The organism is Paraburkholderia sp. FT54, from assembly GCF_031585635.1.
GTDB lineage: Bacteria > Pseudomonadota > Gammaproteobacteria > Burkholderiales > Burkholderiaceae > Paraburkholderia.
Genome location: NZ_CP134195.1, coordinates 2,295,286 through 2,320,906, shown reverse-complemented (window position 1 = coordinate 2,320,906; position 25,621 = coordinate 2,295,286). Strand labels below are relative to the sequence as shown.

Here is a 25,621-nt window from a genome sequence, read left to right as displayed (position 1 = left end):
TGTGGCTGCTTGTGGCTGGCTCCGGCTCAGACGCCGGCAAACTCAACGCGGTGAGTTCTTCAACGAATCGCGGATTTCACGCAGCAGCAGAACGTCTTCCGGTGTCGGCGGAGGTTCTGCCGGCGCGGCTTCAGCCGGCTTGCGCAGATTGTTGATGAACTTGACCATCAGGAAAATGATGAACGCGAGAATCAGGAAGTTGATCAGCACGGTGATGAACGAGCCATAACCGAATACTGCGACGCCCGCCGTTTGCAGGTCTTTATACGACTCCGGGCTGCCTTTGAAGCTAGGCGGAATCGCACCGAGACGAACGAACTTATTGGAGAAATCGAGGCCGCCGGTGGCAAGCCCGACTACCGGCATGATCAGGTCTTTAACAATTGAATTGACGATGGTGGAGAAAGCGCCGCCGATAATCACACCGACCGCGAGGTCCATCACGTTGCCTTTGAGAGCAAATTCCTTGAATTCCTTGACCATGCTCATAGAGGTTCCTCCCAGAAGTCGATGTGCGAATAATACCAACCTGAGAAGGATAGGCTAGTTTTTTGGCCGGGAACGTGAGGATTGTTTTTAATAACGAGCGCCCCAAGCTGGCGCTTCGCGCCAGGCCCGCCAAGAGGGCCCGGGAAAACTTGGGGCGGCCCGGCGCCTTCTTTATTGAGGAAACTATGACTCGCCATGCCGCGCACGTTCTATATGCGCGGCAAATGTGACCGGGTCGGTATTGGTGCCGCACAGCAGCACGCCTACGCGTTTGCCTTGTAACTGTTCACGCAGCGGGCCGAGCAATCCGGCGGTGGCTGCGGCGCAGGCCGGTTCGACGGCAAGCTTCAGTTGTCCGAACAAGGTCAGCATCGCCGCGCGCAACTGGTCGTCGGAGACGGTGACGAGTTGATCGATATGACGGCGGCACAATTCGTAGCTGTATTCCTCGGTATGCGGCGACATGAGCGAATCGGCAATGCCGTGCATCTGGCGCATCTTGACCGTGTGATTGGCGGCGAAACTCTTGCCCATAACGTCCGCGCCTTCGGGTTCCACGCCAAAGACATGGACGTTCGGATTCGCGAGCCGCATGGCGGTCGCGACACCGGCGGCCAGGCCGCCGCCGCCGATCGGCACGATCACCGCTTCAAGATCGGGCGTTTGCGTGGCCCACTCGTAGCCGAGCGTGGCCGAACCCAGCACCGTGCGATAACCGTTGAACGGATGCACGAAATAGCGGCCTTCTTCGGCCTCGATATGGCGCACCAGTTCGAATGCCTCGGCGATGTCTTGCGCGAATACGATCTCGGCGCGATATTGCCGGCACAGCGCCACGCGTGCCGGATTGGCCGCGTGAAACAGCACGACCTTGGCGCTGATGCCCAGGCGCATGGCCGCATACGCGACCGCCACCGCATGATTGCCGCCCGACACGCAGGTGACGCCCGCACTGCGTTGGGTTTCGTCGAGTGCGAGCAGATTGGTGAACGCGCCGCGCGCCTTGAAGCTGCCACCCGCTTGCAACAGTTCGAACTTGAAGTTCACCACCGTGCCTTCCAGCGACGGAAAGTCCGGCCTGTCGAACACCGGCGTTCGCGTCACCCACGGTGTCAACGCAAAATGCTGTGCGGCGATGTCGTCGAGCGTGGGGATCGGCTCGCCGTCGATCGTATGGTCGGTGTGTCGCGGCGTGGCAGTTGACATGGCGTGGGCGTGCGAGGATCGATGTGAGTAAGACTCTTTCTACGCGCCTCAGTTTCAGTGCGCGTGCGCGTCTACCGACATGCTGTGAATGAATTTCTGCAAGAAACGCTCGCACGCCACCAGCTGATCCAGCGCGACGAATTCGTTGGCCTTGTGCGCCTGCTGAATGTCGCCAGGGCCGCATACGATGCTCGGAATGCCCGCCAGCGAGAAAAGGCCGGCTTCCGTGCCGTAGGCGACCTTGCGCTTGTCCTGATCGGCGGTCAACGCGCGCACCAGTTGCGTGATGGCCGCTTGTTCAGACGAATCGAGGCCGGGCGCTGCGGCGATTTTCGTAATCTCGATCGCCGCCGATGGATGCTCGCGCAACATCTTCGGCAGCAGCGTTTCACGCGCGTATTGATCGATGCGCGCGAAGATCGGTTCGGGATCGAGCGTGGGCAGATTGCGGAATTCGAACTGGAACCTGCACTCGGCCGGCACGGTGTTGATCGCGTTGCCGCCCACGATCGTGCTGGTTTGCGCGGTGGTGAACGGCACGTCGTACAGTTCGTCGAACGGACCCTGTTCGCGGAACTGGTCGGCGATATCGCGGATGTAGCAGATCAGGCGCGCGGCGTATTCGATCGCGTTCAAGCCCTTCGGCGTGAGCGACGAATGCGCGGCCTGACCGCGTACGCAACACTGGTAGGCATTGATGCCTTTGTGCGCCACGACCGGCCGCATGCTGGTCGGCTCCCCGACAATGCAGCCGTCCGGCTTCACGCCGCGCTTCATCAGGTCGGCGATCATGAGCGGCGCGCCCGCGCAGCCCACTTCCTCGTCGAACGACAGCGCGAAGTGAATCGGCTTGGCGAGTTTGGTGCGCTGCATCTCCGGTACAAGTGTCAGCGCGGCGCCGATGAAACCTTTCATGTCGCAGGTGCCGCGGCCGTATAGCTTGTCGCCGCGAATTTCCGGCTTGAACGGATCGCTGTCCCATTGCTGGCCGTCCACGGGCACGACGTCGGTATGGCCCGACAGCACCACGCCGCCGTTCGTTTCGCCGTTATGTGCGGGAATCGTCGCGAACAGGTTGGCCCATTTGCCGCGTTCGTCGTGCGTGAGCGTGGCCTCGATGCCGACGGCGCGCAACTCGTCGCGCACGGTTTCGATCAGGCCGAGATTCGGATTGCGGCTGACCGTGTCCATCGACACAAGGCGGGTGACCCAGGGGAGCGAGACAGGCGAGGAAGAACTCGAAGCAGAGGCGGGCGATTGGGAAGACTGCGCTGATTCAGCGACGTGGGACATGAGAAGACTCCGGCATTTAAGTCTTTCGATCATACCCAAAAAAAATGTCGCCCGTATGCCGCGGCGCGCGTTTGCGCACCGCAGCATGAACGAAAAACCACTAGACGTACCCCGTTTTTTAACGCCGCGTTAGCGCGGCGCGATCCGCGAACTCATCGCGCGGCGGCGCTGGCGGCGGTGCCGCGGCCAGGCGTGCCGAGCGCGCGCAAGGTTTCCTTGACGGTGGCGACACGCACGGCGAGATCGGGGCTGCGCGTTTCGATACGCAGCTTGTCCTGACCCGCGAGCTTGATGTGCTTGTGCTTTTGCACCATCTCGATGATCCGCATCGCGTCGATGGGCGGATTGGGGATGAACTGCAAGCCGATCACCGCTTCGCCGGCATCGATCTTCGAAATGCCCAACGGCTTCGCCGCCAGCCGCAGACGATGCGTCTCCACCAGCGCATGCGCTTGCGGCGGCAATTTGCCGAAGCGGTCGATCAGCTCTTCCTGAATGCCGTCGATCGAATCGTTGTGTTCGCAATTAGCCAGGCGCTTGTAGAGCGACAGACGCTCCTGCACATCGCCGCAATAGTCCGCGGGCAGAATCGCCGGCGCGTGCAGGTTGATCTCGGTGGTCGCGGCGAGCGGCGCGGTCAGGTCCGGCTCCTTGCCTTCCTTGAGCGCCTTCACTGCGTCGTTCAGCATGTCGGTGTAGAGCTGGAAGCCGATTTCGTGAATTTCGCCAGACTGTTTGTCGCCGAGCACTTCGCCCGTGCCGCGAATCTCGAGGTCGTGCATGGCCAGATAGAAGCCCGAACCGAGTTCCTCCATCTGCTGGATTGCTTCGAGGCGGCGTTGCGCCTGTTTGGTCAGCCCTTGCGGATCGTGGACCAGCAGATACGAATAAGCCTGGTGATGTGAACGGCCCACACGGCCACGCAACTGATGCAACTGCGCGAGACCGAACTTGTCGGAACGGTGAATCAGGATCGTATTGGCGCTCGGCACGTCGATACCGGTTTCGATAATGGTCGTGCACAGCAACACGTTGGCGCGCTGCGCAACGAAGTCGCGCATTACGCGTTCGAGTTCGCGTTCATGCATCTGGCCGTGCGCGACCGCAATGCGCGCTTCGGGCACCAGCGCTTCGAGCATCTGCCGGCGATTCTCGATCGTCTCGACTTCGTTGTGCAGGAAGTAGACCTGGCCGCCGCGCTTCAACTCGCGCAGCATGGCTTCGCGAATCACGCTGTCTTCCTCGCGGCGCACGAAGGTTTTGATCGCGAGGCGCTTTTGCGGCGCGGTGGCGATCACGGAGAAATCGCGCAGGCCTTCGAGCGCCATGCCGAGCGTACGCGGGATCGGCGTGGCGGTCAGCGTGAGCACGTCCACTTCGGCGCGCAAGGCCTTCAGGGCTTCTTTCTGACGCACGCCGAAACGGTGCTCCTCGTCGATGATCACGAGTCCCAGCCGCTTGAATTGCACGTCGGACGAGAGCAGCTTGTGCGTGCCGATCACGATATCGACACTGCCTTCGTTGATCTGCTGAATCGCCGCGTTGACTTCCTTGGTCGACTTGAAGCGCGACAGTTCGGCGATCCGCACCGGCCAGTCGGAGAAGCGGTCGCTGAAGGTTTGCGTGTGCTGTTCGGCGAGCAGCGTGGTGGGCGAGAGCAGCGCAACCTGCTTGCCGCCCATCACCGCGATGAACGCCGCACGCAGCGCCACTTCGGTCTTGCCGAAGCCGACATCGCCGCACACGAGGCGATCCATCGGCTTGCCGCTCGTCATGTCGCCGATCACGGCCGCGATCGCGGCGGCCTGGTCCGGCGTCTCCTCGAAGCCGAAACTCTCCGCGAACTTCACGTAGTCTTTCGGTTCGAGCGCGAACGCATGGCCCGAACGCGCGGCGCGGCGAGCGTAGAGATTCAGCAGTTCGGCCGCGGTGTCGCGGATCTGCTGCGCGGCCTTGCGTTTGGCTTTTTCCCACTGGCCGGAGCCGAGCGAGTGCAGCGGCGCGCTTTCCGGATCGGCGCCGCTATAGCGCGAAATCACGTGCAGCTGCGCGACCGGTACGTAGAGCTTGCTGTCGCCCGCGTATTCGAGATGCAGGAACTCGGTCTCGCCTTCGCCGAGATCCATCGTGACGAGTCCCATATAGCGGCCGATGCCATGCTGCGAATGCACGACCGGATCGCCCACCTTGAGCTCGGACAGGTCGCGCACCATCGAATCGACGTTGCTCGCCTGTTCCTGGCGGCGACGCCCCGCGCGACGCGCGAGCGGACCATACAGCTCGGTCTCGGTGATGATCGCGATGCCGTCGGCCGGCACGGCAAAACCGTTGGCAAGCGGCGAGACGCCCAATGAAAAGCGCTCGTCGCTCGTGAGCCAGTCCTGGAAGCTGTCGCTCGACACCGGCCGCAGATGATTGTCCGCAAGCAACTGCAACAGCGTTTCGCGCCGGCCCGCCGATTCGGTGGCGAACAGCACGCGATTCGGCGTGGTGTCGAGATACGCGCGCAAGGCTGCGACAGGATCTTCCGCATGACGGTCGATCGCGAGATTGGGCAACGGGGTCGACCAGCCGCCGCCCGCGTTCGCCGGCAGCGAGAGCCGCGCGAACGGCTTGGCGAGCGTGAAGAAATCCTCGTCCGACAGGAACAGTCGCTGCGGCTCCAGAATCGGCCGGTCGCGGTCGTGCGAGAGGAAGTTGTAGCGCTGTTTCGTGTCGTTGGTGAAGCGCCGGATCGCCGCGTCCAGATCGCCGACGAACGCCAGTTGCGCGCCTTCGGGCAGATAGTGGAACAGCGTGGCCGTGTCGTCGAAGAAAAGCGGCAGGTAATATTCGATGCCCGCGGACGGCACGCCGTTGCCAATGTCCTTGTAGATCGACGCGCGGCTCGGATCGCCCTCGAAGGTCTCGCGCCAGCGGCTGCGGAACGCGGTGCGGGCGGCTTCATCGAAGGGGAATTCGCGGCCTGGCAAGAGGCGCACGTCTTTCACGGGGTACAGGCTGCGCTGGGTGTCCGGGTCGAACGCGCGGATCGAGTCGACCTGGTCGTCGAACAGATCGATCCGGTAGGGCAAGGGCGAGCCCATCGGATAGAGATCGAGCAGCGAGCCGCGCACGCAGTATTCGCCCGGACGCACCACCTGGCTCACGTGTTCGTAGCCGGCCAGCGTCAACTGCGCCTTGAGTTTGGCTTCGTCGAGGCGCTCGCCTTGCGAGAAGGAGAACGTGTAGGCGGCCAGAAACGAGGCGGGCGGCATGCGGTACAGTGCAGTGGTGGCGGGCACCAGCAGGATGTCGCAACGGCCTTCGCCGAGATCGTGCAGCGTGGCGAGACGCTCCGAGACCAGATCCTGATGCGGTGAAAAGGTATCGTAAGGAAGCGTTTCCCAGTCCGGCAGCAGGCGCACGCGCGCCTCGGGCGCGAAAAAGCCGATTTCCTGCGCCAGACGCTGGGCATCCACGGCGCTTTCGCACACGACCGCCAGCAGCGGCACCTGCTCGCGATAGGCGAGATGGTAGCGGGCGATCAGCAGCGCGTCGGACGAGCCGTGCGTGCCGTCGAAGGCGAAACGCTGGCCGGCCTTGACGAGCGCGACGGGCGGGGAGTACTGCGATGTTGCGGCGATGTCTGGCATAGATGGGAAAAAGCGGCCTCGGGCTCACACGTGACCGGCAAGTTTACGCGTGTCGGGGCGTGGATGCGAAGGACCTATTATAAAATCCGTGCTTTACTTTGACTTCGCGGCATCCGCACTCGTGACTTCCCGTCTATTTGCCCTGATTCCGTGCGCTGGCACCGGCAGCCGTTCCGGCGCCGCGATGCCCAAACAATATCGCACTGTCGCCGGCCGCGACATGTTGCATTATTCGCTGGCGGCGTTCGACGCCTGCAGCGAGTTTGCGCAAACCCTTGTCGTGATTGCCCCTGACGACACGCACTTCGACGGCCGCCGCTTCGGCGGCTTGCGTTTCGCCGTGCGGCGCAGCGGCGGGGCCTCGCGCCAGGCCTCGGTGCTCAACGGCCTGCATGCGCTCGCCGAGTTCGGCGCGCGTGACGACGACTGGGTGCTCGTGCACGATGCGGCACGCCCCGGCATCACGCCCGCGCTGATCCGCACGCTGATCAACGCGCTGAAGGACGACGCGGTGGGCGGCATCATGGCCTTGCCCGTGGCGGACACGCTGAAACGGCTCGACGCGGGCTCGGCCGACGGCCGGATCGCCCGCACCGAGGCGCGCGACGGCTTGTGGCAGGCGCAGACGCCGCAGATGTTCCGCATCGGCATGTTGCGCGAGGCGATTCTGCGCGCGCAGGCCGACGGTCACGACCTGACCGACGAAGCGAGCGCGATCGAGTGGCTGGGCCATGCGCCGAAGCTGGTGCAGGGCAGCTTGCGCAACTTCAAGGTGACCTATCCGGAAGACTTCGATCTGGCCGAGGCGATTCTGAGCCGGCCAGCGGCTTCGTGACGGACGATTTCAATTTTTGTGAGCGGACTTGAGGATTTGACGCATATGGATTTCAGAATTGGGCAAGGGTATGACGTGCATGCGCTGGTGCCGGGACGTCCGTTGATTATCGGCGGCGTGACGATTCCTTATGAGCGCGGCCTGCTCGGCCATTCGGATGCGGACGTGCTGCTGCACGCCATTACCGACGCCATTTTCGGCGCCGCGGCGATGGGCGATATCGGTCGGCATTTCTCCGATACCGACGCAAAATTCGCCGGCGCCGATAGCCGCGTGTTGTTGCGTGAATGTTTCGCGCGCGTGAAGGCGGCGGGTTTTTCCATCGCCAACGTGGATAGCAGCGTGGTGGCGCAGGCGCCGAAGCTCGCGCCGCATATCGAGGGCATGCGCGCCAATATCGCCGCGGATCTTGATCTGCCGATCGAGCGGGTCAACGTCAAAGCCAAGACCAACGAGAAGCTCGGCTATCTAGGGCGAGGCGAGGGCATTGAAGCCCAGGCCGCGGTGCTGCTGATCAAGAACTGATTGAATTGACTACGCGCGCAGCGGGGGGAGCGGCATCGCGCTGCGCGCTTCACTGCAGTGACTTGCTTTCGGCGACCGGCGTGTCGAAGTGCGCTTTCACAGCTTAGAGCGTGGCGCCGCCGACGGGGCGGTTGCAAGCACATAGTTCGTCCGTTTGCAGGCCGTCCAGAATACGCAGCACTTCTTCCGGGTTACGGCCGACGTTCAGATTGTTCACCGACACGTGCTGGATCGTGTTGTCCGGATCGACGATGAAGGTGGCGCGCAACGCGACGCCGGCTTCCTTGTCGCGCACGCCGAGCTGGTCGATCAGCTCGCCCTTCACGTCGCCGAACGCATAGTGGTTCAGCCTGTCGAGGTCCCTGTTCTGGCGGCGCCATGCCAGTTTCACGAATTCGTTGTCGACGCTGCCGCCCATCAACACCGCGTCGCGTTCCTCGAAATCTTTGGCCAATTTGCCAAACTCGACGATTTCCGTCGGACACACGAACGAGAAATCCTTCGGGTAGAAGTAGATGATTTTCCACTTGCCCGGGAACGACTGCTCCGTGATCTCTTCGAACGCCGACGCGCCGTTCTCTTCGTAGTGGTTGAAACCCGGCTTCGCGGCAGTGACGGTGAACGCTTCGAGTTTATCGCCGACAGTTCTCATGCGAGTGCTCCTTCGTGCGTCGGAAAAACAGCATGTTTGAGGCTACCAACTCGTCGCAACGAGCGCGTTCACGTCTTTCACTGTAGCGCTGTTGGGTTATTTGTTAGATAGTTTTCGAATGACTAACCGGGGTGGTGGTTATTCGACGCGGCAACTCATTACGAAGGCCGGATGATGCCCGTTCCGCTCAGGCGCCCTTGGCTAACGGAAACTCGATGGTGACCTCGAGACCCGGTCCAGGCGTGCGATTGCGCAGGCGCAGCGCGCCGCGGTAACGGCCGACGAGACGCTGGACAATCGCCATGCCAAGGCCCGTGCCGTTCGCTTGAGTGCGCGCCGAGTTCACACGATAGAACGGCCGCGTGACAAGCGCCAACTGGTCTTCCGGAATGCCGGGGCCTTCGTCGACCACGGACAGCTCGACCCGCGAGTGCGACACCCGCGTTTCCAGAATCACGTGCGGAATGCCGTCGCCGTCGCTCAGACCGTACTTGCGCGCATTTTCCAGCAGATTGCCGACTACCCGGCGCATGTCGGTTTCGTCGGCCTCGATCACCGCCGACGGCGCGAGTCGCGTGATCAGTCGCATGCTGTCTTCGCTCTGCATGCGCGCGGCCAGTTCTCCCGCGATCACCGACAGGTCGACAGGTTCCGGCACGCGCTGCACCGGGCGCGCGTAATCGAGGAACCGGCCGATGATCATGTCCATCTGCTCGATGTCGTCGACCATCGCGTCTTTGGTGCTCTGGTCCGACGGACTCATTTCGGTTTCGAGCCGCAGCCGCGCGAGCGGGGTGCGCAGATCGTGCGAGATGCCCGCGAGCATCAGCGCGCGGTCGGCCTCGAGCTGTTCGAGGTCCTGCACCATCTGGTTGAAACTGCGATTGGTCTCCGCGGCCACGCCCATGCCGCGCTCGGGCAGCGGCTCCGGCGACTGCCCGGAGCCGACCTTGCGGGCGGCCATGGCGAGGCGCGCGAACGGTCGGTTCACGAGGCTGGTGATGAAGGCCGCGCCGAACAGCGATAGCGCCAACGCGAACACGCCCCAGCCGGCCCATTGCAAACCAGTGGCGTTGTCGAGCTGATCGCGGTCGAGCGCGACCCAATAGTCGTCGTCGTCGATCTTGAAACTGATCCACACGCCGGGGATGTCGTTCACGCTCTGCGCAATCACGGTGTCGTCGCCGAGGCGGCCACGAATGTCGTGTTCGATCAGCCGGTTCAGCGACTCGTCGGGCTGCAGCTTGTACTTGTCGGTGGTTTCGCGCGGGTACACGCGCACCCCTTCATTGCTTTCCAGATCCTGCAGCAAGGCGCGCCGCAGGTCGGGATCGGAATAGAGGAGTGCGGTGCGCGTGAGCTTGACGATGGCGACGAGTTGCAACGCCACGCGCTGCGCGCGCGGCTCGCGTTCGATCACCCGGAAGCTCTGGAACCACGCCGCGAGACTGACTGCGATCAATAGCGCGATCAACAGAAAGGTCCGCCAGAAAAGGCCGCCGAACGCGAGCGTCAGGAGGCGCCGGTCGATCCGCATGGGCCCTTCTTATCTGAAATCAAAAACTGGAGGCGAGAGCAAACTCAGGCTGCACCGTCGGGGATGAACACGTAGCCCAGACCCCAGACTGTCTGGATGAAACGCGGGCTGCCCGGATCGGGTTCGATCAGCTTGCGCAGACGCGAAATCTGCACGTCGAGACTGCGGTCGAACACTTCGTACTCACGCCCGCGTGCGAGCTCCATGAGCTTTTCACGCGAGAGCGGCTGGCGCGGATGACGCGCGAACACCTTGAGCACCGAGAACTCGCCCGTGGTCAGCGGAATTTCCTGGCCGGCCTTGGTGAGCGTGCGGGTGGCGAGATTCAACGCGAACTCGCCGAACTCGAACACCTCGGTGGTTTCCGACGGCGCGCCCGGCAGCTCCGAAGGCGACTGGCGGCGCAGCACGGCATGGATCCGTGCAACCAGCTCGCGCGGGTTGAACGGCTTGGGCAGATAGTCGTCGGCGCCCATTTCGAGGCCGACAATGCGATCGACGTCTTCACCCTTGGCCGTCAGCATGATGATCGGCGTACGGTCGTTGCTGCCGCGCAGGCGGCGGCAGATCGACAGACCGTCTTCGCCGGGCAGCATCAGATCGAGCACCAGCAGATCGAAGCGCTCACGCACCCAGAGCTTGTTCATGGACGGCGCATTCTCGGCGACATAGACGTTGAAGCCCTGTTCACCAAGGTAGCGGCGCAGCAGATCGCGCAGGCGCGGATCGTCGTCGACGACGAGGATTTTCGAAGGGTTTTTGGTTTCCATGGTCGGCATCTTAGCGCGATTACAAAGTGGTGCGCGTTTGCATCATTTAACGGGTTACAGTCAGTTACAAAATTTACCCGCACTGTGGCACGACGTAAAGCGGGGGCAGTTAGACTCCTTTACTGAATGCGGCTGTTCGGTGGATACTTCACACGACTAAAACTATCGCACCCGGCTCGTTACCGGGGTTCGTATACGCATTTGAGGTAGCCGGTTGCCGCGCCACGAAGGGAACAACATGAAGGGAGGGGTTTGGCCGAATGTGCGCCTAAGCGTGATTGCACTGGCGGTAGCCGGTACGCTTGCAGGCTCACTAGGACCGACGCTCGCCCATGCCCAGCCTTCCGCCGACAGAGCTGCGAGCGCGCACGCGCCCAAGCAGGGCAAGTCCAGCCGCCACGACCCGAACACCGACCACCCCGCTTCAGATGTCATGTTGCGCACAGCAGTTCCCCCCGATCTTGATCAACGCCGCCGTGACGGCCATATGACGCCCGACGAACGGCGTCTGTTACGGCAGCATATTGAAGACGCTGTCCGCGAACTCTATAAGCGGTAGCCATTATCGTGCCTGCCCCCGGCACGCGTTTCACGCTCGTCGCTTGCGTGAAAAATTTCATTGCACTTCCTTCGACAACTTGCCCGTTCAGTCTGTCGTTGAGTCGTCAGAGCGAAGCGCGCCATGCACGCGCGCATGCGTCAACGCCTTTTCCGTGACGTCACGTCAACGATCAACATCGCGAGGCGCAGCGCTTGCGCGGGCAGCGTTACGAATTATTACGTGCATGGTGGGTGCGCGCGATGTTGAGCACGCCGTCGCCGCTCACAGAGCGCATGAAGGTGGCGTACGCTTCGACATCGAGACATGGCTTGCGCACTACGGCACCGCGCCGACAGCGAGGCCCGGGTTGTCGGCGGCGCAGTTGCAGTGGCAGCATGCGGTCCTGCGCGCTTGCGCCGGTGGATACGATCGAGACAGTTGCGACCGCAAGCGCCTGCCTGGAAGCGTTGCTGATGAACCCGGCGTATCAATTGAAATGATCCACTGAATAAAGCACGGTCGACGGCGATACGCCCCGCGCCGCGACAATAGAACGAGGTGCAGGATGAAACGACGCAGCTTTCTCTCGATGAGCGCCGCCGTGAGCGCCGCACTTTGGCTGCCCCGCGCGTTCGGCGCGCAGATGGCGGCGCCGGGCGCGTCGTCGGCGCGCGGCTATGACAAGCTGTTGATCCTCATCGAACTGAAGGGCGGCAACGACGGTTTGAATACCGTGATTCCCTTTGCCGATCCCACGTACTACCAGTTGCGCAAGAACATCGGCATCAAACGCGAGCAGGCGATTCAGCTCGACGAGCGCACCGCGCTGCACCCGTCCTTGCAACCGCTGATGCCGCTGTGGCGCACCCAACAACTCGCGATCGTGCAGGGCGTGAGCTATGCGCAACCGAACCTGTCACATTTCCGCTCGATTGAGATCTGGGACACCGCGTCGCGTTCCGACCAGTATCTGCGCGAGGGATGGCTGACGCGTGCGTTTGCGCAGACGCCGGTGCCCGCCGGTTTCGCCGCTGACGGCGTGGTGATCGGCAGCGCCGAGATGGGGCCGCTCGCGAACGGCGCGCGTGCGATCGCGCTGGTCAATCCGGCACAGTTCGTCAAGGCTTCGCGGCTCGCCAGGCCCGTATCGCTGCACGAGCGCAATCCAGAGCTGGCCCATATCCTCGACGTCGAGAACGACATTGTGAAAGCCGCCGACCGGCTGCGTCCCGCGCAAGGTCAGGCTCAGTTGCAAACCGTGTTTCCGGGCGGAGCGTTTGGCAGTTCGATCAAAACGGCGATGCAGGTGCTGGCGGCGGGTGACGCTGCGAAGGAAGTCTCCTTGGGGAGCACGCCGCAAGGACAGCCGCAGCGTGGCCACGGCGTCGCGGTGATTCGCCTGACGCTGAACGGTTTCGACACGCATCAGAATCAGCCAGGTCAGCAGGCGGCGCTGCTCAAGCAACTCGCCCAAGGATTGATGTCGATGAAGTCGGCGCTCGTCGAGCTTGGCCGCTGGGACGATACGCTGATGATGACTTATGCCGAGTTCGGTCGGCGGCCGCGTGAGAATCAGAGCCACGGTACCGATCACGGCACTGTGGCGCCGCATTTCGTGACAGGCGGGCGCGTGCGCGGCGGCTTGTACGGCGCGGCGCCGGTGCTGGCGCAGCTCGACGGCAATGGCAACCTGCCGGTCGGCGTCGATTTCCGGCAACTGTACGCCACCGTGCTCGGGCCGTGGTGGGGGCTCGACGCGTCGACGATCCTGCAACAGCGGTTCGAACCGCTGCCCTTGTTACGCGCCTGACCGCGCGCTGAGCGAGACCGGAACGAAACGGCCACGCGGGTCGGTCACTTGGCGCGCCACGCGATCCAGAGCTTGCGAATCGGCGTCAACGCGATGCGCTGATGCAGAACGTGATAGCCGTCGCGTTCGATTTCATCCAGCAAGGCCAACGCCAATGCCGCCTGCGCGACGAGCGTGCGCTGCGAACGACGCTCGCTGGCGGGCACGGCGCTGAGCGCGGTCTGCAACGCATCGCGGGCGCGCTTGGTCTCGAAGCGCATCAACTCGGTGAAGGCGTCGCTATATTTTCGATTGATCAGGTCAGCGGCGGTCACATTGAAGCGCTGCATTTCGTCGATGGGAATATAGATGCGGCCGTGGCGCGCATCATTGCCCGTTTCGACGACGATCTGCGCGAGCAGCAGCGCCTCGCCGAGCGGCGCGGACCAGTTCGACGCCTGCGCGGCGTCTTTCGCCGTTGCGCGCGCGACCAGCGAGGCGAAGGTGCCGCCCACGCCTTGTACATAGCGCCGCAGATTCGGGTAGTCGAGGTAACGCGCCTGGTCGAGGTCCATTTCGAAGCCGGCGAGCAACGCCTGCAGCGCCGGATACTCGGCCTTCACATCGGGCATGTAGGCCGCCAGCGCCTTGGAGACCGGGTGCGACGGCGAACCCGAAGCCAGCGCGGCGAGTTCGTTTTGCCACCACGCGAGCTTCGTGCGGCCGATGGCCGGATCACTGGTCTCCTTGACCGTTTCCTCGAACTCGCGGCGCAGCGCGAACAGCGCGGTCAACAGCGGCTGGCTGGCTGCGGGCGCCTGCCGAAGCGCATAGTAAGTGCTTGATCCGGGCGGCGCCGCTTTCTGCTGGCAGTATTCGTCGAAATTCACTGGATTGGGAATGTGGGGAAGGGCAGGCAAAGAGGGGGCACGCCGCGCGTGCACGAAGCCAAAAATTGTAGCATCGGCGCCGCCCGGACAGATGCCTGGCAGATGCAGACAAGCGCGAATCAATCGGTTAGAATCTCGCGCTTACGCTTTCGGGGCGCGTGTTTTCGACGCGGCTGACAGCATGCAGTACAACGGGCGGGCGCATCGTGCCATGCCCGGCTGCGCGGGTGGCGAATTGGTGGAGACGCCAGGGAGGTCCTGCCGCTGCATGCGGCGGCAGCAGCACTGAAAGTCGCGGGAACCCGCGTAAAATAAGGGTTGTTGCCGGTGTCGCAGAGGGCTTGTCGCGCGCGATATCGCAGCGGTCCTGCCTGCAAGGTATAAAAATTCGCGTGAGTGGCGAAATTGGTAGACGCACCAGGTTTAGGTCCTGACGGGAGCAATCTCGTGCCGGTTCGAGTCCGGCCTCACGCACCAAAGAAATAAAGGCCACGTTCCCAAAAGGTACGTGGCCTTTTTTACGTCCGCAGTATGGTTTCTTGAACGCATTCCGCCGCGCGCTCAGGTTCTGATGCCGTCTGCCGCGTCCCCGGCGAGGAAAGCGCACGCAGAGGTTTACCCGCCCTTGACTCTGGATTTTGGATACAGGATATTGTCATCGCACATTGGTCCGGGCGATTCCGGGCTGGTCGATCTCTCATTTCGGGAGCAACTACATGTCACCGATTGCAGCCCGGCTCGAACGCCTTCCGTTCAGTCGTTTCCACTTCAAGCTGCTCATCATGGGCGGTTTGGGCTTCATGTTCGAAGCCGTCGACGCAGCCATCATCGCGTTTATCCTGCCCGTTGTTCGTACCAAATGGCATCTGACGAGTTTCGAAACCGGGCTTCTGGGCAGTAGCACCTATGTTGGATTTCTCGTCGGTGCGCTAATCGCCGGCCTGCTGGGCGACCGTTTCGGCCGCCGTGTCGTCATGATGTGGGCGCTGACCTTCTTCTGCGTGCTGACCTTTGCCAACGCGTTTGTGAACGACTGGCACACGTTCGCTCTGCTGCGAGCAATCGCAGGTATCGGAATGGGCGCCGAGGGCGCGATCATTGCGCCGTTCCTGGTGGAGTTCGTCAGTAACCGCTATCGGGGCGCCTTTACTGGCGCACTGGCCGGTTTCTTCTCGTTCGGCTTTGTTGCCGCGGCGTTGATCGGCTACTTCGTGATCCCGCTGAATCCGGAGGGCTGGCGTATCGCGCTGGTGATCGTTTCCGTACCTGTCGTCGTGCTGCTCTGGTGGCGGCGTTCGCTGCACGAGTCGCCGCGGTGGCTGGAGATTCGCGGCCGTCACGCTGAAGCCGAAGCCGTAGTGTCCGATATCGAGCGGCAGATCGAACGCACGGGTGTAACGCTGCCTCCCGTCGTGCCTGTGACAGGCGCTGCCGCCAGCTATGAGCACTCGGGTTCCTTCTTCGGAAACCTGAAGCTGCTGTGGAGGCCGCCTCTCGCCAAAACGACGCTGATGAGCTGGTGTCTATGGCTGTCGGTGACGTTCTGCTCGTATGCATTCTTCGTCTGGATCCCCGGCCTGCTCGTTCAGCATGGCATGACCATTACGAAGAGCTTTTCCGTCTCGATCCTGATCTACCTCGCGCAGATTCCAGGCTACTACTCGTCGGCCTATTTCTGCGAAAAACTGGGACGCAAGACGACCATCGTCACGTACATGGCACTCGCTTGCGTCGCAGGTATCTGGTTGGCCAATGCGGGCAGCGATACATCGATCGTCCTTGCTTCGATATTCATGTCGTTCGCGATGAACGGCGTCAACGCGGGCGAATATGCCTATACCCCTGAAGTGTTCCCGACGCATCTGCGTGCGACGGGGATGGGCACGGCTTCGGCGTTCGGCCGTATCGGCGCGATCTGTTCACCCATGCTGGTGGGCTACATCTACCCATTGTGGGGTTTTGCCGGCGTGTTCGGCATGACCACGGTCATCCTGCTGATCGGCGCGCTCGCCGTGATTTTCCTGGGCGTCTCGACGACCGGCAAGACGCTTGAAGAAATTTCCGAGGAGGAGTACGGCTCAATGCGTCCCGACGCGCACAGCGCCGCACTTCGAACCGCGAAATAAGGAGTTTTCGTGACGGACACCAACCACGCGCACATTTCTCTGGCGATCGAGCGTCTAGCCGCGATTCAGCAGGAAGGCGGCAACGCCGACATCATATGGTCCGAGTTCGAGCGCTCCCTCACGGAGGTATTCGGCCAGCGCCTCTTCACGGTGCTGGCGTATGACGAGGCATCGAGCCGGCTGGGACGTCTGCATAGCAATCGCCTGGATATCAATCCGGTAGGCGGGCTCAAGCGGGTGACGCAAAGCCGCTGGTCGGACCAGGTGCTTCGTCGCGGGGAGATCTTTGTCGGTTCAACGCGCGAGGATATCCAGGCCGTGTTTTCGGAGTACGAGGTGTTGTGGTCCATTGGGTGTGAGAGCGTGCTGAACATCCCCGTGCGCAAGAACGGCGTCACGCTGGGCACAATGAATCTGCTTGGCGAAGCTGGACTGTATGACCATGCTGATTTGGGACTGGCGCTGGTGTTTGCACAACTGGCGGTTTCGCCACTCGAAGATCAGGTGCAAAGGCTGCGTGGGCTAGAGGATCCTGACTTCATGGAGCAGGTGTAGGAGCGGCGGCGGGGACACAGAAAACCGCGTTCCGCCAATTATTTCGAACGCATTTGACAGACCCGCTTAAGGGGCGCATCATACGCGGAATGCTTGTATATTGGATCCAATATAATGTGTTTCCGGCGTCCCCAAGTGCGGCTTTTACGGTAGCAAGGAGACTGGCATGAAACTTCGCACCACCGCTTTTGCAGCCGCTGCTTCGGGATTGCTCGCCCTGTCGTTCGGAGTCGCCCAGGCCGCCGAAACACAAACGGTAAAGCTGGGTCTGGCCGCGCCGATGACGGGCGCGCAGGCGCAGTACGGCAAGGATTTTGAATCGGGCGTGCAACTCGCCATTGACGACTTCAACGCCACGAAGCCCAAGGTCGACGGCAAGGAAACCAAGTTCGTGCTGGAGGCGCTCGACGACCAGGCGGACCCGAAGACGGGCACGGTCGTCGCCCAGAAGCTGGTCGACGACGGGATCAAGGGCATGCTTGGTCACTTCAACTCCGGCGTGACGATCCCCGCTTCGGCGATCTATTCACGCGCAGGCATTCCGCAGATTTCGACGGCAACCGCGCCCGCCTATACGCGCCAGGGTTTCAACACGACGTTCCGGATGATGACCTCGGATACGCAGCAGGGCAGCGTGATGGGCAAGTACGTGGTCGAGACGCTCCATGCGAAGCGCATTGCAATCATCGATGACCGCACGGCATACGGCCAGGGTCTTGCGGAGCAGTTCGAGACGGCAGTCAAGGCGGCTGGCGGCAACATCATCGATCATCAGTTCACGTGCGACAAGGCAGTCGACTTCAAGGCCATTCTGACCGGCATCAAGTCGAAGAATCCTGATTTCATCTACTACGCAGGCGCCGATGCGCAGTCCGCGCCGCTGGTCAAGCAGGCGCGCTCGCTTGCGATGAAGGCAACCTTCGCCTCGGGCGAAATGTCGAAGACGGAGGACTTCATCAAGATCGCCGGGCCGGCCGCGGACGGTGCCATTGTCTCGCTCGCGGGGCTGCCGCTGGAGAGGATGCCGGGTGGCGCGGGTTTCACGCAACGCTACAAGGCCAAGTTCGGCGCTGAACCGACAACCTATGCGCCGTACACGTACGACGGCGCGATGGCCATGATGCAGGCGATGCAGAAGGCCAATTCGTCGGACCCGGCCGTCTACCTGCCGGTGCTCGCGAAGACGGACATGAAGGGTGTCACGAGTGAGCACTTCGCATACGACAGGTTCGGCGATCTGCGCGACGCAATCATCACCGTCTACAAGTGTGAAAACGGACAGTGGAAGCCGATAACGGTCCTCGGATCCAGGTAACCGAAGCAACGGCGGACCCATGCAATACCTTTACTCACGGAAATGATCCAGCAAGCGCAACACTCCCGGACGACCCCCGACGTCGTGGTTATCGGTAGCGGAATCGTCGGTCTCGCGTGCGCGTGGTCCGCACTGCGCGATGGCGCGACCGTCACCATTATCGACCGCGACTTCGAAGGCGATCGCACGTCGCACGGAAACGCGGGCGGTATCGCCGTGACGGAGAGCACGCCCATTTCAGTGAACGGCTTGTACATGAAGGCGCTGAAGTGGCTGTTCGATCCGCTCGGGCCGCTTGCGCTCGACTGGAAACATGTGCCGGCAGCCTTACCCTGGTTCATGGAGTTTCAGCGCTCCGGCAACAGGGACCGTTTCCGCGAAATCTCGCTGGCGTTGGCCAGGCTGAACAACCGTGTCTACGACGACATCGTCCCGATGTTCGAGGACATCGGCGCGATGGACAGTTTCTATCGCCGCGGCGCATTGACGGTCTACGAGACCGACGAAGCCTTCGCCGCCGATCAGCATGAATGGGAATTCAAGCGCGATCTGGGCGTGCGCTGGCACGCCATGTCGGCCGACGAGGTCCGCGCTTGCGAGCCGTCCCTTGCGCCGGTTTTCCGTCACGGAGTATTCCTCGACGACTGGTCGCACATTGGCGACCCGAAGCGTCTCGTGACCCAACTGCGTGAGCGCGTGAAGCGACTCGGCGCCACGTTTGTCGTGGGCACCGTGAAGGCGCTTGATCTCGCAGATGCGCTTGCGCCGGCAGCGGTCACCGAGACGGGCGAATGGGTGAAGGGGCGCCGCCTCGTCGTGGCGACGGGTGCGTGGTCCGCCGCGCTGGCCCGATCGATTGGCGACCGCGTACTGCTGGACAGCGAGCGCGGTTACAACACGACGCTTCCCGCGCACGGCATCAGTCTGTCGCGCGAAGTGATTTTTGCCGAACGCAAGTTTGTCGCCACTCCGCTTGATATCGGTGTGCGCATTGGCGGCGCGGCGGAGTTCGCCGGCCTCAAGGCGCCGCCGAACTACCGACGCAGTGACGCGCTGCTCGCGCTCGGCAAGCGCTTCATGCCCGGCATCAACGACAAGGGTGCCGTGAAGTGGATGGGGCACCGTCCAGCCACGCCGGATTCCTTGCCCGTCATTGGCCGGTCGCCACGCAGTCCTTCCGTCATCTATGCGTTCGGTCACGGCCATCTTGGGCTGACGCAATCGGCAACGACAGGTGCGCTCGTCGCGGATCTGCTTGCCAATCGAACACCCGAAATCGGCCTCGAGCCGTACTCGATCAGCCGCTTCCGGAATTAACGGGGCCCCCGCGGCCTCGATCGACCCGCGGGACATCCCGCCTCTGATTATCATTTTTTTTGCAAAGGTGCAGCCATGCAAGTCAACTGGAAAGGTGTGTTTCCCGCTGTCACGACGAAGCTGAAGGACGACGGTTCCCTCGATCACGATGCGATCAAGGCAGGTCTGAATCGCCTCATCGAGAGCGGCGTCGGCGGCGTCGTCATGATGGGGATGGTCGGTGAGAACGCCCAGCTCACGCCCGAAGAGAAGCGCACAGTGATCAAGCTTGCTGTCGAGACCGTGAACGGCCGCGTGCCGGTGATCGCCGGTCTCGCCGAGACCAATACGGCAAACGCGGTCCAGTACGCGAAGGAAGCGCAAGCACTGGGCGTTCAGGGCTTGATGGTTTTCCCCGGACTGACGTACAAGTCCGACGCGCGCGAAACCGTCGCTTTCTTCAAGACGGTCGCGCAAGCGTCGAAGCTGTCCATTCTGCTCTATAACAACCCGCGCGGTTACGGCGTCGACCTCACGCCGGACCTCGTAGCACAATTGCTGGAAGAGCCGACGATCGAAGCCATCAAGGAAGAATCGTATGACACCACGCGCGTCACCGATCTGATCGGCCGTTTCGGCGACCGGCTTGCGGTCGTGTGCGGTGTCGACGACCTGGTGCTCGAATCGGCTGCGTTGGGCGTGACGTGCTGGGTCTCGGGCATGGCTAACGCCGTTCCGAAGGAATCGGTCGAACTGCTGAATCTGGCGGTCGCCGGCGACTATGAATCGGCCCGCAAGCTGTACCGTGCATTGATCGACCTGTTCCACCTGGACACGCATGTGAAGCTCGTTCAGTACATCAAGCTGGCGGAGAACATCACGGCGGGTTACCCGGAAACGGTCAAGGCTCCGCGTCTGAAGCTCGAAGGCGAAGAGCGCCAGAAGGTCATTGCAATCGTGGAGAAGACGCTCGCCAACGTGCGCGCGCTGGCGAAGTAATGCGGGTGGGCCTGCACCTTGCCGCTTTGGCGTGGACAGGCCTGTTCCACATGAATTGAGCAGCTCGTTTAGCCGGTGACGAAAGGCCTGCCGTTTCGTCATCGCATCAGGGGTTCAGGGCCGAATCGTGGAAGTGTCCGGCGACGTAAAAAAGATGCCGGATGATCCGAACGTCAGGGCAGCGTATCCTGGTGAATAAGAACAGGTGGCCATCACCGGGCTACTTTCTGTATGTCATTCTGGATGGAGCAGGGCAAATGAAATCGACATTTTTTTGCATCGATGGACATACGTGTGGCAATCCGGTCCGCGTCGTCGCGGGAGGCGCACCGCGGCTGGAAGGAGCGAACATGATCGAGCGACGCGCGCATTTTGAGCGCGAGTTCGACTGGATCCGGACATCGCTCATGTTCGAACCTCGGGGCCATGAAGTGATGTCGGGCAGCATCCTCTATCCGCCGACCCGTTCCGACTGTGACATTGCCATCCTGTTTATCGAGGTCAGCGGCTGTCTGCCCATGTGTGGCCACGGCACCATTGGGACGGTGACCACGGCCATCGAGCACGGTCTCGTGCGGCCGCGTGAAGCTGGCGTGCTGCGTCTGGATACGCCAGCCGGCCTGGTGATTGCACGCTTCAAGATGGACGGAGACAACGTCGACTCCGTGCAACTCATCAATGTGCCGTCATTCCTTCACTCGACTGACCTGACGGTCGACGTCGAGGGGCTCGGCGAAATCCGCTTCGATGTCGCCTACGGCGGGAATTTCTACGCGATCGTCGAACCGCAGAAAAACTTCGCTGGCCTCCACACACTCAAGCCTTCGGATATCCAGCGTCTGAGTCCGATCCTGCGCCAGAAGGCGAACGAGAAGTATCAGTTCGTTCACCCCGAAAAGGCGGAAATCCGCGGTCTGAGCCACGTGATGTGGACCGGCGAACCGACGGTCGAAGGTGCGAGCGCACGCAATGCCGTCTTCTACGGTGACAAGGCCATCGACCGGTCGCCTTGCGGCACGGGTACTTCGGCCCGCATGGCGCATCTGGTCGGCAAGGGCAAACTCAAGATCGGTGAACGTTTTGTTCACGAAAGCATTATCGGCACGCTCTTCACTGGTGTTCCGGAAGACGCGGCCAAGGTAGGTGAATTCGACGCGATCATTCCGAGCATCGAGGGTTGGGCGCGGGTGACGGGACACAACACGATCTTTGTCGATGACCGTGATCCGCTCGCCAAAGGCTTTTTGCTGAAGTGATCTGCCGCGGCCCGTGGGCCGCTCAACAATCAGGTGGGGAATTGACATGCTGGTCCTGAAAAACGCACGCATCCTGGACGTGAATCACGAAAACGATACTGCCCGCTATTCGATTGTCGTGGACGGCGAGGTCATCAAGGAAGTGACCCGCGAGCCGGTGTCGATAGATGGCGCGCAGATCATCGACGTGGGAGGCAAGACCGTCATGCCCGGCATGATCGACTGCCATGCGCACGTCATCGCCTCGGTGGCGCACCTCGGGAACAATGGGCGTTTGCCGAATACCTTTGCCGTTTTGCGGGCAGTACCTATCCTGAGCGGCATGCTCAACCGGGGCTTCACGACCGTGCGGGATGCCGGCGGCGCAGACTACGCGCTTTCGCGTGCAATCGAGGAAGGCGTGATCGCCGGGCCGCGGTTATTCGTGGCCGGCAAGGCGCTCTCGCAGACGGGAGGTCACGGCGACTTCCGTGAGCGTTTCGACAACTCCGATCCTGACCCTTGCGGCTGCCATCGCAATCTCGGGGCGATCGGACGCATCGTCGATGGCGTGGACGACGTACGCAAGGCCGTGCGCGAAGAGATGCGCGCCGGCGCGCATCACATCAAGATCATGGCGTCGGGTGGCGTTGCATCGCCGACGGATCCGATTGGCAATCTTCAGTTTTCCGTCGACGAGGTCAAGGCCATCGTCGAGGAAGCCGCGTCGCACCAGACCTATGTCATGGCACACGCATACACCGGCAAGGCGATTTCTCGCGTCGTGAAGCTCGGTGTCCGAACGATCGAGCACGGCAACCTGATCGACGACGAGGCGGCGGCTGTCATGGCGGAGTTCGGCGCGTTTGCGGTGCCCACACTCGTGACCTATGACGCGATGAACAAGGTCGGTGCCAAAGCCGGTGTGGCGGAAAGCGCTCTCGCGAAAAACGAGAACGTTCGCATCCAGGGCCTGAAGGCGCTCGAACTGCTCAAACGCAAGGGCGTGAAAATGGGTCTCGGCACCGACCTGCTGGGCGATATGCACCAGTATCAAAGTGACGAACTGACGATCCGTTCAGCAATTCTCGGTGCTTTCGAAACGATCTGTCAGGCCACCGCCGTGGGTGCCGAGATCGTCGGACAGCAGGGCCGTCTGGGCGTCGTCTCCGCGGGAGCCTTCGCGGATCTGCTGGTCGTCGATGGTGATCCGCTCGCAGACATCAGTGTCCTGACCGGGCAGGGCGAGCGCATCGCCGCAGTGATGAAGAACGGCACATGGGTACGGCAAACGTTGCAGTGACGCAGCGCCGGCCATTGGATTTTGTATCCGAAAGCCAGCGCCGTGTTAGGATGCCACTGTATCCTGAATCCCTCACTGAGCCTGATCATGCCCCCGGTAGCCGCCAAACGTCGTACCAAAGAGGCGTCCGCAATGAGCGAAGTTATCGCGGACGAAAGCACGCGAAAAATCGTTCGGCCAACTACAGTCGAACTCGTCACCACGGCGGTTCGACAGCGAATCCTGAGCGGCGACCTGGCGCCGGGTGAGGTATTGCGGCAGGAGGCGCTCGCCGAAGAACTCGGCGTGAGCCGTGTCCCGATCCGCGAGGCTATCACCCGTCTGACGGCAGAGGGGCTGCTGATCAATGTCCCGCACAAGGGCGCTTATGTCGCCGAGTTGTCGATAGACGAGGTGAAGGAGACGTTCGACATCAGGCTGCGTCTTGAACCGTGGATATTTTCGGAAGCTATTCCGCGCATCACTGAGGCCGAGATGGGCAAGGCGGAGCGGCTTATCAAGGAAATGGACAAGGCGGACTCGGGCGTGTGGGGGCAACTGAACTGGCGTTTGCACGAAACGCTCTATCTGCCTGCGCAGCGCGATATCACGCTTCAGATGTTACGGGTGCTGCATGACCGCTGCGATCGGTATTTCCGCTTCCAGGCCGTGCAGGTGCCGATCCGCGAACAGTCGCATGACGAGCACATGGCGTTGGTCGAGGCATGCAGGAAGCGCGACACGAAGCTTGGAGCGAAACTGCTGGAGCAACACGTCAAGACGGCCGCGCAGCAGATCATGTCGGTTGTCGAGGCGGTGGTGGCGCGCTGATCGCACTGGCCGTCGTCTGTCAGTCTTTATCCTGTCTACCCGCTCAAGCAAGTGTTCAGCGATTCCTGACGCGCTCGGGAACGCGATCGCCGTCTGTGGCATGGATGCTCGCGGGCCGCGCCATATCGCACGCGTCAATCTCCAGTGTGCCGGTGAAAGATGCAATCTGCGCGAACACGTTCTCGCCGACGCTCACCACTGGCACGCTGAGGGCGTAGAGCTCATTGGCAGCAATCACGCCGATGGCGAGAATCAGGTCGCGTTCCGACAGGATGATGCCGCTCGGGCCAGTCCCGTTGCGCAACGCTTCAGCCAACACGCTGCTGCTGGAACTCGACCCGCGCGCTCGCGCCATGATTAGTGTCCGGCCTTTCAGGCTTTGTCCGTAACCGGAATGTGTCTTGTCGATGATCATTCCGCTTTCGGCGTCGTAGCCGCCCCAGAAGCTCAGCGGAGGTAGGGCGATTGCAAGGCCGCTTGCGCGGCCCGCAACGAGTACTTGCCCGGCAAGCACGGTAGTGGGCGAAATCATGGTCGTCGCTCTAGCCGGCCAGTTCATCGATGCAAACCCTCCCTTCAAAGGCTGAGTGCACACACTCGGCCATGCTCCCAAACGCAACGGTGACACCGATGTTCGCCGGTGCATAGTGGGCCCACTTCCCCGAGTTGGTCATCACCAATCCACTGATCTGTTTCATCACGGGCGTGATGTAGGTACATGTGTCCACCACAATCTGGACGCCCTTGGAACTGAGTTGCTGGGCGAGCCCTTCCGCTTCGATCTGCCACAGAACGAAACGGCTCGTATTGACATAGAAGTCGCATCGTGGCGAACCATCGTGTCCTTCGAACAGTTTGCCAAGCGTGCGGAACTCATCGACCGAAAAATGCGGGGTTCCCAGACTGATCGCGGCAAGTGGCTCGCCGTGCCCAGCCGCGTTCCACTTCCGATGGATGCCGACGAGATCCGCCTCGGTGACGACAATCGTCCGCTCCGGCTCGCCGCCCTGCAGCGCGGCGTCGAGTGTCGGGGCTTCCGGCGTGATGCCTACCGCGTGAAAGAGCGCCACGGAGCCACTGGAAGCGGCTGCCGCGCCCAGAGACTTAAGCTCGTCCTCTGTTGTGTCGGCAGGCAGGCCCGTGATGGCCGCCACCGTTGCGCCGGCATTGAGGCCAAGCAGAAAACCGAGCGCCGCGAAGCAGGCGTCGCGCCGCGGGGAGTCACCAAAGCTGGGCGCTTCGAGCACAATGCGGGCGGCCCTGTTCTCGGTGACGTGTAGTCCGGCATTCGGGGCGCGGCCGGTAATTGCCGCCGCAAGATCGAGAAAATCGCCGTAGCGGCTTGTCCGGGCGCCCAACACGGAGTTGGCGAAAACGATCGCGTTCGATTCAGCCCATGCGATCTGATCGCCCATGCGCGGACGGTGCTTGAGCTGGTACGGCGCGCATGTGAAGGTCGCTTCGCACCCGAGTTCCAGATGCGCTTCCATCAGGCGCCTGGCGGCATTCGCGGTTGCCGTTTTGCCGCGATACAGCTCCGGATGAATGAGATCGAGCGATCCGACATTGAGTGTGGTCGGCACGGCGACCCGCGTTCCGGACGCGACAAACCGTTCGACGAAATCGAGACTGACGGATCCGTGATAGAGACACCCGTCGATGTGCGCGGAGGAAATGTCGACGAGTTCCTGGGCGTTCATCACATGCGCCGTGGCGGCAACTATGCGCATCGCGAGCGCTGCGCCATCACCCAACTCACCACTGAGCATTGCTTTGTCACGAACCGATAATTCAAGCACTGGCGCCTCTTCGTTGTGGTC

22 protein-coding genes, 1 tRNA gene and 1 pseudogene are annotated in these 25,621 nt (G+C 62.0%); 14 read left to right on the top strand and 10 right to left on the bottom strand.

All coding sequences use genetic code 11. The features are described from left to right. Positions 1–42: 42 nt before the first annotated feature. The 4 genes from mscL to mfd all read right to left on the bottom strand — a co-directional run bounded on the left by mscL (position 43) and on the right by mfd (position 6,623). Entirely contained in the window at positions 43–489 is a 447-nt protein-coding gene (gene mscL / locus RI103_RS10805) for a large conductance mechanosensitive channel protein MscL (protein ID WP_310812031.1), read from the bottom strand. A gap of 183 nt (positions 490–672) precedes the next feature. Next, on the bottom strand, positions 673–1,695 hold the full coding sequence (locus RI103_RS10800; RefSeq protein WP_310812030.1) for a threonine/serine dehydratase: 1,023 nt from the start codon (positions 1,693–1,695) through the stop codon (positions 673–675). Between the two features lie 54 nt (positions 1,696–1,749). Continuing rightward, positions 1,750–2,988, bottom strand: a complete 1,239-nt coding sequence (gene argE / locus RI103_RS10795) for an acetylornithine deacetylase (protein ID WP_310812029.1) — start codon at positions 2,986–2,988, stop codon at positions 1,750–1,752. A gap of 152 nt (positions 2,989–3,140) precedes the next feature. Continuing rightward, positions 3,141–6,623 carry a transcription-repair coupling factor gene (gene mfd / locus RI103_RS10790; protein WP_310812028.1) on the bottom strand — a complete coding sequence of 1,161 codons (3,483 nt, stop codon included), beginning with the start codon at positions 6,621–6,623 and terminating at the stop codon, positions 3,141–3,143. A gap of 121 nt (positions 6,624–6,744) precedes the next feature. On the opposite strand from mfd, the gene ispD reads away from it, so the two are divergent. Both ispD and ispF read left to right on the top strand, forming a co-directional pair. Continuing rightward, positions 6,745–7,458 carry a 2-C-methyl-D-erythritol 4-phosphate cytidylyltransferase gene (ispD, locus tag RI103_RS10785; RefSeq protein ID WP_310812027.1) on the top strand — a complete coding sequence of 238 codons (714 nt, stop codon included), beginning with the start codon at positions 6,745–6,747 and terminating at the stop codon, positions 7,456–7,458. Positions 7,459–7,503: 45 nt separating this feature from the next. After that, positions 7,504–7,983 carry a 2-C-methyl-D-erythritol 2,4-cyclodiphosphate synthase gene (gene ispF, locus RI103_RS10780; RefSeq protein WP_132374734.1) on the top strand — a complete coding sequence of 160 codons (480 nt, stop codon included), beginning with the start codon at positions 7,504–7,506 and terminating at the stop codon, positions 7,981–7,983. A gap of 103 nt (positions 7,984–8,086) precedes the next feature. Here the strand turns inward: ispF and RI103_RS10775 are convergent, their stop codons facing one another. From RI103_RS10775 to ompR, 3 genes are all read right to left on the bottom strand, one after another. Then, positions 8,087–8,635 carry a peroxiredoxin gene (locus RI103_RS10775; protein ID WP_310812026.1) on the bottom strand — a complete coding sequence of 183 codons (549 nt, stop codon included), beginning with the start codon at positions 8,633–8,635 and terminating at the stop codon, positions 8,087–8,089. 187 nt (positions 8,636–8,822) lie between these two features. Continuing rightward, positions 8,823–10,172: an ATP-binding protein gene (locus RI103_RS10770; protein ID WP_035550334.1), complete on the bottom strand. Its 1,350-nt coding sequence runs from the start codon at positions 10,170–10,172 to the stop codon at positions 8,823–8,825. A 44-nt stretch (positions 10,173–10,216) separates the two neighbouring features. Further along, the gene (gene ompR / locus RI103_RS10765) at positions 10,217–10,951 is read right to left on the bottom strand and encodes a two-component system response regulator OmpR (protein WP_006048917.1); all 735 of its coding nucleotides are present in this window, start codon (positions 10,949–10,951) and stop codon (positions 10,217–10,219) included. Positions 10,952–11,180: 229 nt separating this feature from the next. Between ompR and RI103_RS10760 the strand changes: the two genes are divergently transcribed. The 3 genes and pseudogenes from RI103_RS10760 to RI103_RS10750 all read left to right on the top strand — a co-directional run bounded on the left by RI103_RS10760 (position 11,181) and on the right by RI103_RS10750 (position 13,293). Then, a complete protein-coding gene (locus RI103_RS10760) occupies positions 11,181–11,501 on the top strand; it encodes a hypothetical protein (RefSeq protein WP_310812025.1) in 321 nt (106 codons plus the stop codon). A gap of 280 nt (positions 11,502–11,781) precedes the next feature. Further along, positions 11,782–11,983: pseudogene (locus RI103_RS10755) on the top strand (DUF1800 domain-containing protein); the annotation flags it as partial. A 65-nt stretch (positions 11,984–12,048) separates the two neighbouring features. Next, positions 12,049–13,293, top strand: a complete 1,245-nt coding sequence (locus RI103_RS10750; RefSeq protein ID WP_310812024.1) for a DUF1501 domain-containing protein — start codon at positions 12,049–12,051, stop codon at positions 13,291–13,293. A 44-nt stretch (positions 13,294–13,337) separates the two neighbouring features. Here the strand turns inward: RI103_RS10750 and RI103_RS10745 are convergent, their stop codons facing one another. Beyond that, positions 13,338–14,162 carry a squalene/phytoene synthase family protein gene (locus RI103_RS10745; RefSeq protein ID WP_310815220.1) on the bottom strand — a complete coding sequence of 275 codons (825 nt, stop codon included), beginning with the start codon at positions 14,160–14,162 and terminating at the stop codon, positions 13,338–13,340. Between the two features lie 390 nt (positions 14,163–14,552). On the opposite strand from RI103_RS10745, the gene RI103_RS10740 reads away from it, so the two are divergent. The 9 genes from RI103_RS10740 to RI103_RS10700 all read left to right on the top strand — a co-directional run bounded on the left by RI103_RS10740 (position 14,553) and on the right by RI103_RS10700 (position 23,801). Then, a tRNA-Leu gene (locus tag RI103_RS10740) sits at positions 14,553–14,639 on the top strand. A gap of 239 nt (positions 14,640–14,878) precedes the next feature. Further along, the gene (locus RI103_RS10735) at positions 14,879–16,288 is read left to right on the top strand and encodes an MFS transporter (protein ID WP_310812023.1); all 1,410 of its coding nucleotides are present in this window, start codon (positions 14,879–14,881) and stop codon (positions 16,286–16,288) included. Positions 16,289–16,297: 9 nt separating this feature from the next. Next, the gene (locus RI103_RS10730; RefSeq protein ID WP_310812022.1) at positions 16,298–16,843 is read left to right on the top strand and encodes a GAF domain-containing protein; all 546 of its coding nucleotides are present in this window, start codon (positions 16,298–16,300) and stop codon (positions 16,841–16,843) included. A 166-nt stretch (positions 16,844–17,009) separates the two neighbouring features. After that, positions 17,010–18,158 (top strand): branched-chain amino acid ABC transporter substrate-binding protein, encoded by a 1,149-nt coding sequence (locus RI103_RS10725; protein ID WP_310812021.1) that lies wholly within the window; start codon positions 17,010–17,012, stop codon positions 18,156–18,158. A 42-nt stretch (positions 18,159–18,200) separates the two neighbouring features. After that, entirely contained in the window at positions 18,201–19,475 is a 1,275-nt protein-coding gene (locus RI103_RS10720) for an FAD-dependent oxidoreductase (RefSeq protein ID WP_310812020.1), read from the top strand. A gap of 75 nt (positions 19,476–19,550) precedes the next feature. After that, on the top strand, positions 19,551–20,453 hold the full coding sequence (locus tag RI103_RS10715) for a dihydrodipicolinate synthase family protein (RefSeq protein ID WP_310812019.1): 903 nt from the start codon (positions 19,551–19,553) through the stop codon (positions 20,451–20,453). Between the two features lie 257 nt (positions 20,454–20,710). Next, a complete protein-coding gene (locus RI103_RS10710) occupies positions 20,711–21,709 on the top strand; it encodes a 4-hydroxyproline epimerase (RefSeq protein ID WP_310812018.1) in 999 nt (332 codons plus the stop codon). 46 nt (positions 21,710–21,755) lie between these two features. Next, positions 21,756–22,991, top strand: a complete 1,236-nt coding sequence (locus RI103_RS10705) for an amidohydrolase family protein (protein WP_310812017.1) — start codon at positions 21,756–21,758, stop codon at positions 22,989–22,991. Between the two features lie 132 nt (positions 22,992–23,123). Next, complete coding sequence (locus RI103_RS10700) at positions 23,124–23,801, top strand: GntR family transcriptional regulator (RefSeq protein WP_310812016.1); 678 nt, start codon at positions 23,124–23,126, stop codon at positions 23,799–23,801. A gap of 55 nt (positions 23,802–23,856) precedes the next feature. Here RI103_RS10700 and RI103_RS10695 read toward each other — a convergent pair whose 3' ends face one another. Both RI103_RS10695 and RI103_RS10690 read right to left on the bottom strand, forming a co-directional pair. Continuing rightward, complete coding sequence (locus tag RI103_RS10695; protein WP_310812015.1) at positions 23,857–24,333, bottom strand: aconitase X swivel domain-containing protein; 477 nt, start codon at positions 24,331–24,333, stop codon at positions 23,857–23,859. 10 nt (positions 24,334–24,343) lie between these two features. Beyond that, positions 24,344–25,600 (bottom strand): aconitase X catalytic domain-containing protein, encoded by a 1,257-nt coding sequence (locus RI103_RS10690; RefSeq protein WP_310812014.1) that lies wholly within the window; start codon positions 25,598–25,600, stop codon positions 24,344–24,346. Positions 25,601–25,621 lie beyond the last annotated feature (21 nt).

Excerpts from the sequence above, each read along its gene's own strand:
- mscL (WP_310812031.1), bottom strand. The coding sequence starts at position 489 with ATGAGCATGGTCAAGGAATTCAAGGAATTTGCTCTCAAAGGCAACGTG.
- RI103_RS10800 (WP_310812030.1), bottom strand. The coding sequence starts at position 1,695 with ATGTCAACTGCCACGCCGCGACACACCGACCATACGATCGACGGCGAG.
- argE (WP_310812029.1), bottom strand. The coding sequence starts at position 2,988 with ATGTCCCACGTCGCTGAATCAGCGCAGTCTTCCCAATCGCCCGCCTCT.
- mfd (WP_310812028.1), bottom strand. The coding sequence starts at position 6,623 with ATGCCAGACATCGCCGCAACATCGCAGTACTCCCCGCCCGTCGCGCTC.
- ispF (WP_132374734.1), top strand. The coding sequence starts at position 7,504 with ATGGATTTCAGAATTGGGCAAGGGTATGACGTGCATGCGCTGGTGCCG.
- RI103_RS10775 (WP_310812026.1), bottom strand. The coding sequence starts at position 8,635 with ATGAGAACTGTCGGCGATAAACTCGAAGCGTTCACCGTCACTGCCGCG.
- RI103_RS10770 (WP_035550334.1), bottom strand. The coding sequence starts at position 10,172 with ATGCGGATCGACCGGCGCCTCCTGACGCTCGCGTTCGGCGGCCTTTTC.
- ompR (WP_006048917.1), bottom strand. The coding sequence starts at position 10,951 with ATGCCGACCATGGAAACCAAAAACCCTTCGAAAATCCTCGTCGTCGAC.
- RI103_RS10760 (WP_310812025.1), top strand. The coding sequence starts at position 11,181 with ATGAAGGGAGGGGTTTGGCCGAATGTGCGCCTAAGCGTGATTGCACTG.
- RI103_RS10750 (WP_310812024.1), top strand. The coding sequence starts at position 12,049 with ATGAAACGACGCAGCTTTCTCTCGATGAGCGCCGCCGTGAGCGCCGCA.
- RI103_RS10735 (WP_310812023.1), top strand. The coding sequence starts at position 14,879 with ATGTCACCGATTGCAGCCCGGCTCGAACGCCTTCCGTTCAGTCGTTTC.
- RI103_RS10725 (WP_310812021.1), top strand. The coding sequence starts at position 17,010 with ATGAAACTTCGCACCACCGCTTTTGCAGCCGCTGCTTCGGGATTGCTC.
- RI103_RS10720 (WP_310812020.1), top strand. The coding sequence starts at position 18,201 with ATGATCCAGCAAGCGCAACACTCCCGGACGACCCCCGACGTCGTGGTT.
- RI103_RS10715 (WP_310812019.1), top strand. The coding sequence starts at position 19,551 with ATGCAAGTCAACTGGAAAGGTGTGTTTCCCGCTGTCACGACGAAGCTG.
- RI103_RS10710 (WP_310812018.1), top strand. The coding sequence starts at position 20,711 with ATGAAATCGACATTTTTTTGCATCGATGGACATACGTGTGGCAATCCG.
- RI103_RS10705 (WP_310812017.1), top strand. The coding sequence starts at position 21,756 with ATGCTGGTCCTGAAAAACGCACGCATCCTGGACGTGAATCACGAAAAC.
- RI103_RS10700 (WP_310812016.1), top strand. The coding sequence starts at position 23,124 with ATGAGCGAAGTTATCGCGGACGAAAGCACGCGAAAAATCGTTCGGCCA.
- RI103_RS10695 (WP_310812015.1), bottom strand. The coding sequence starts at position 24,333 with ATGATTTCGCCCACTACCGTGCTTGCCGGGCAAGTACTCGTTGCGGGC.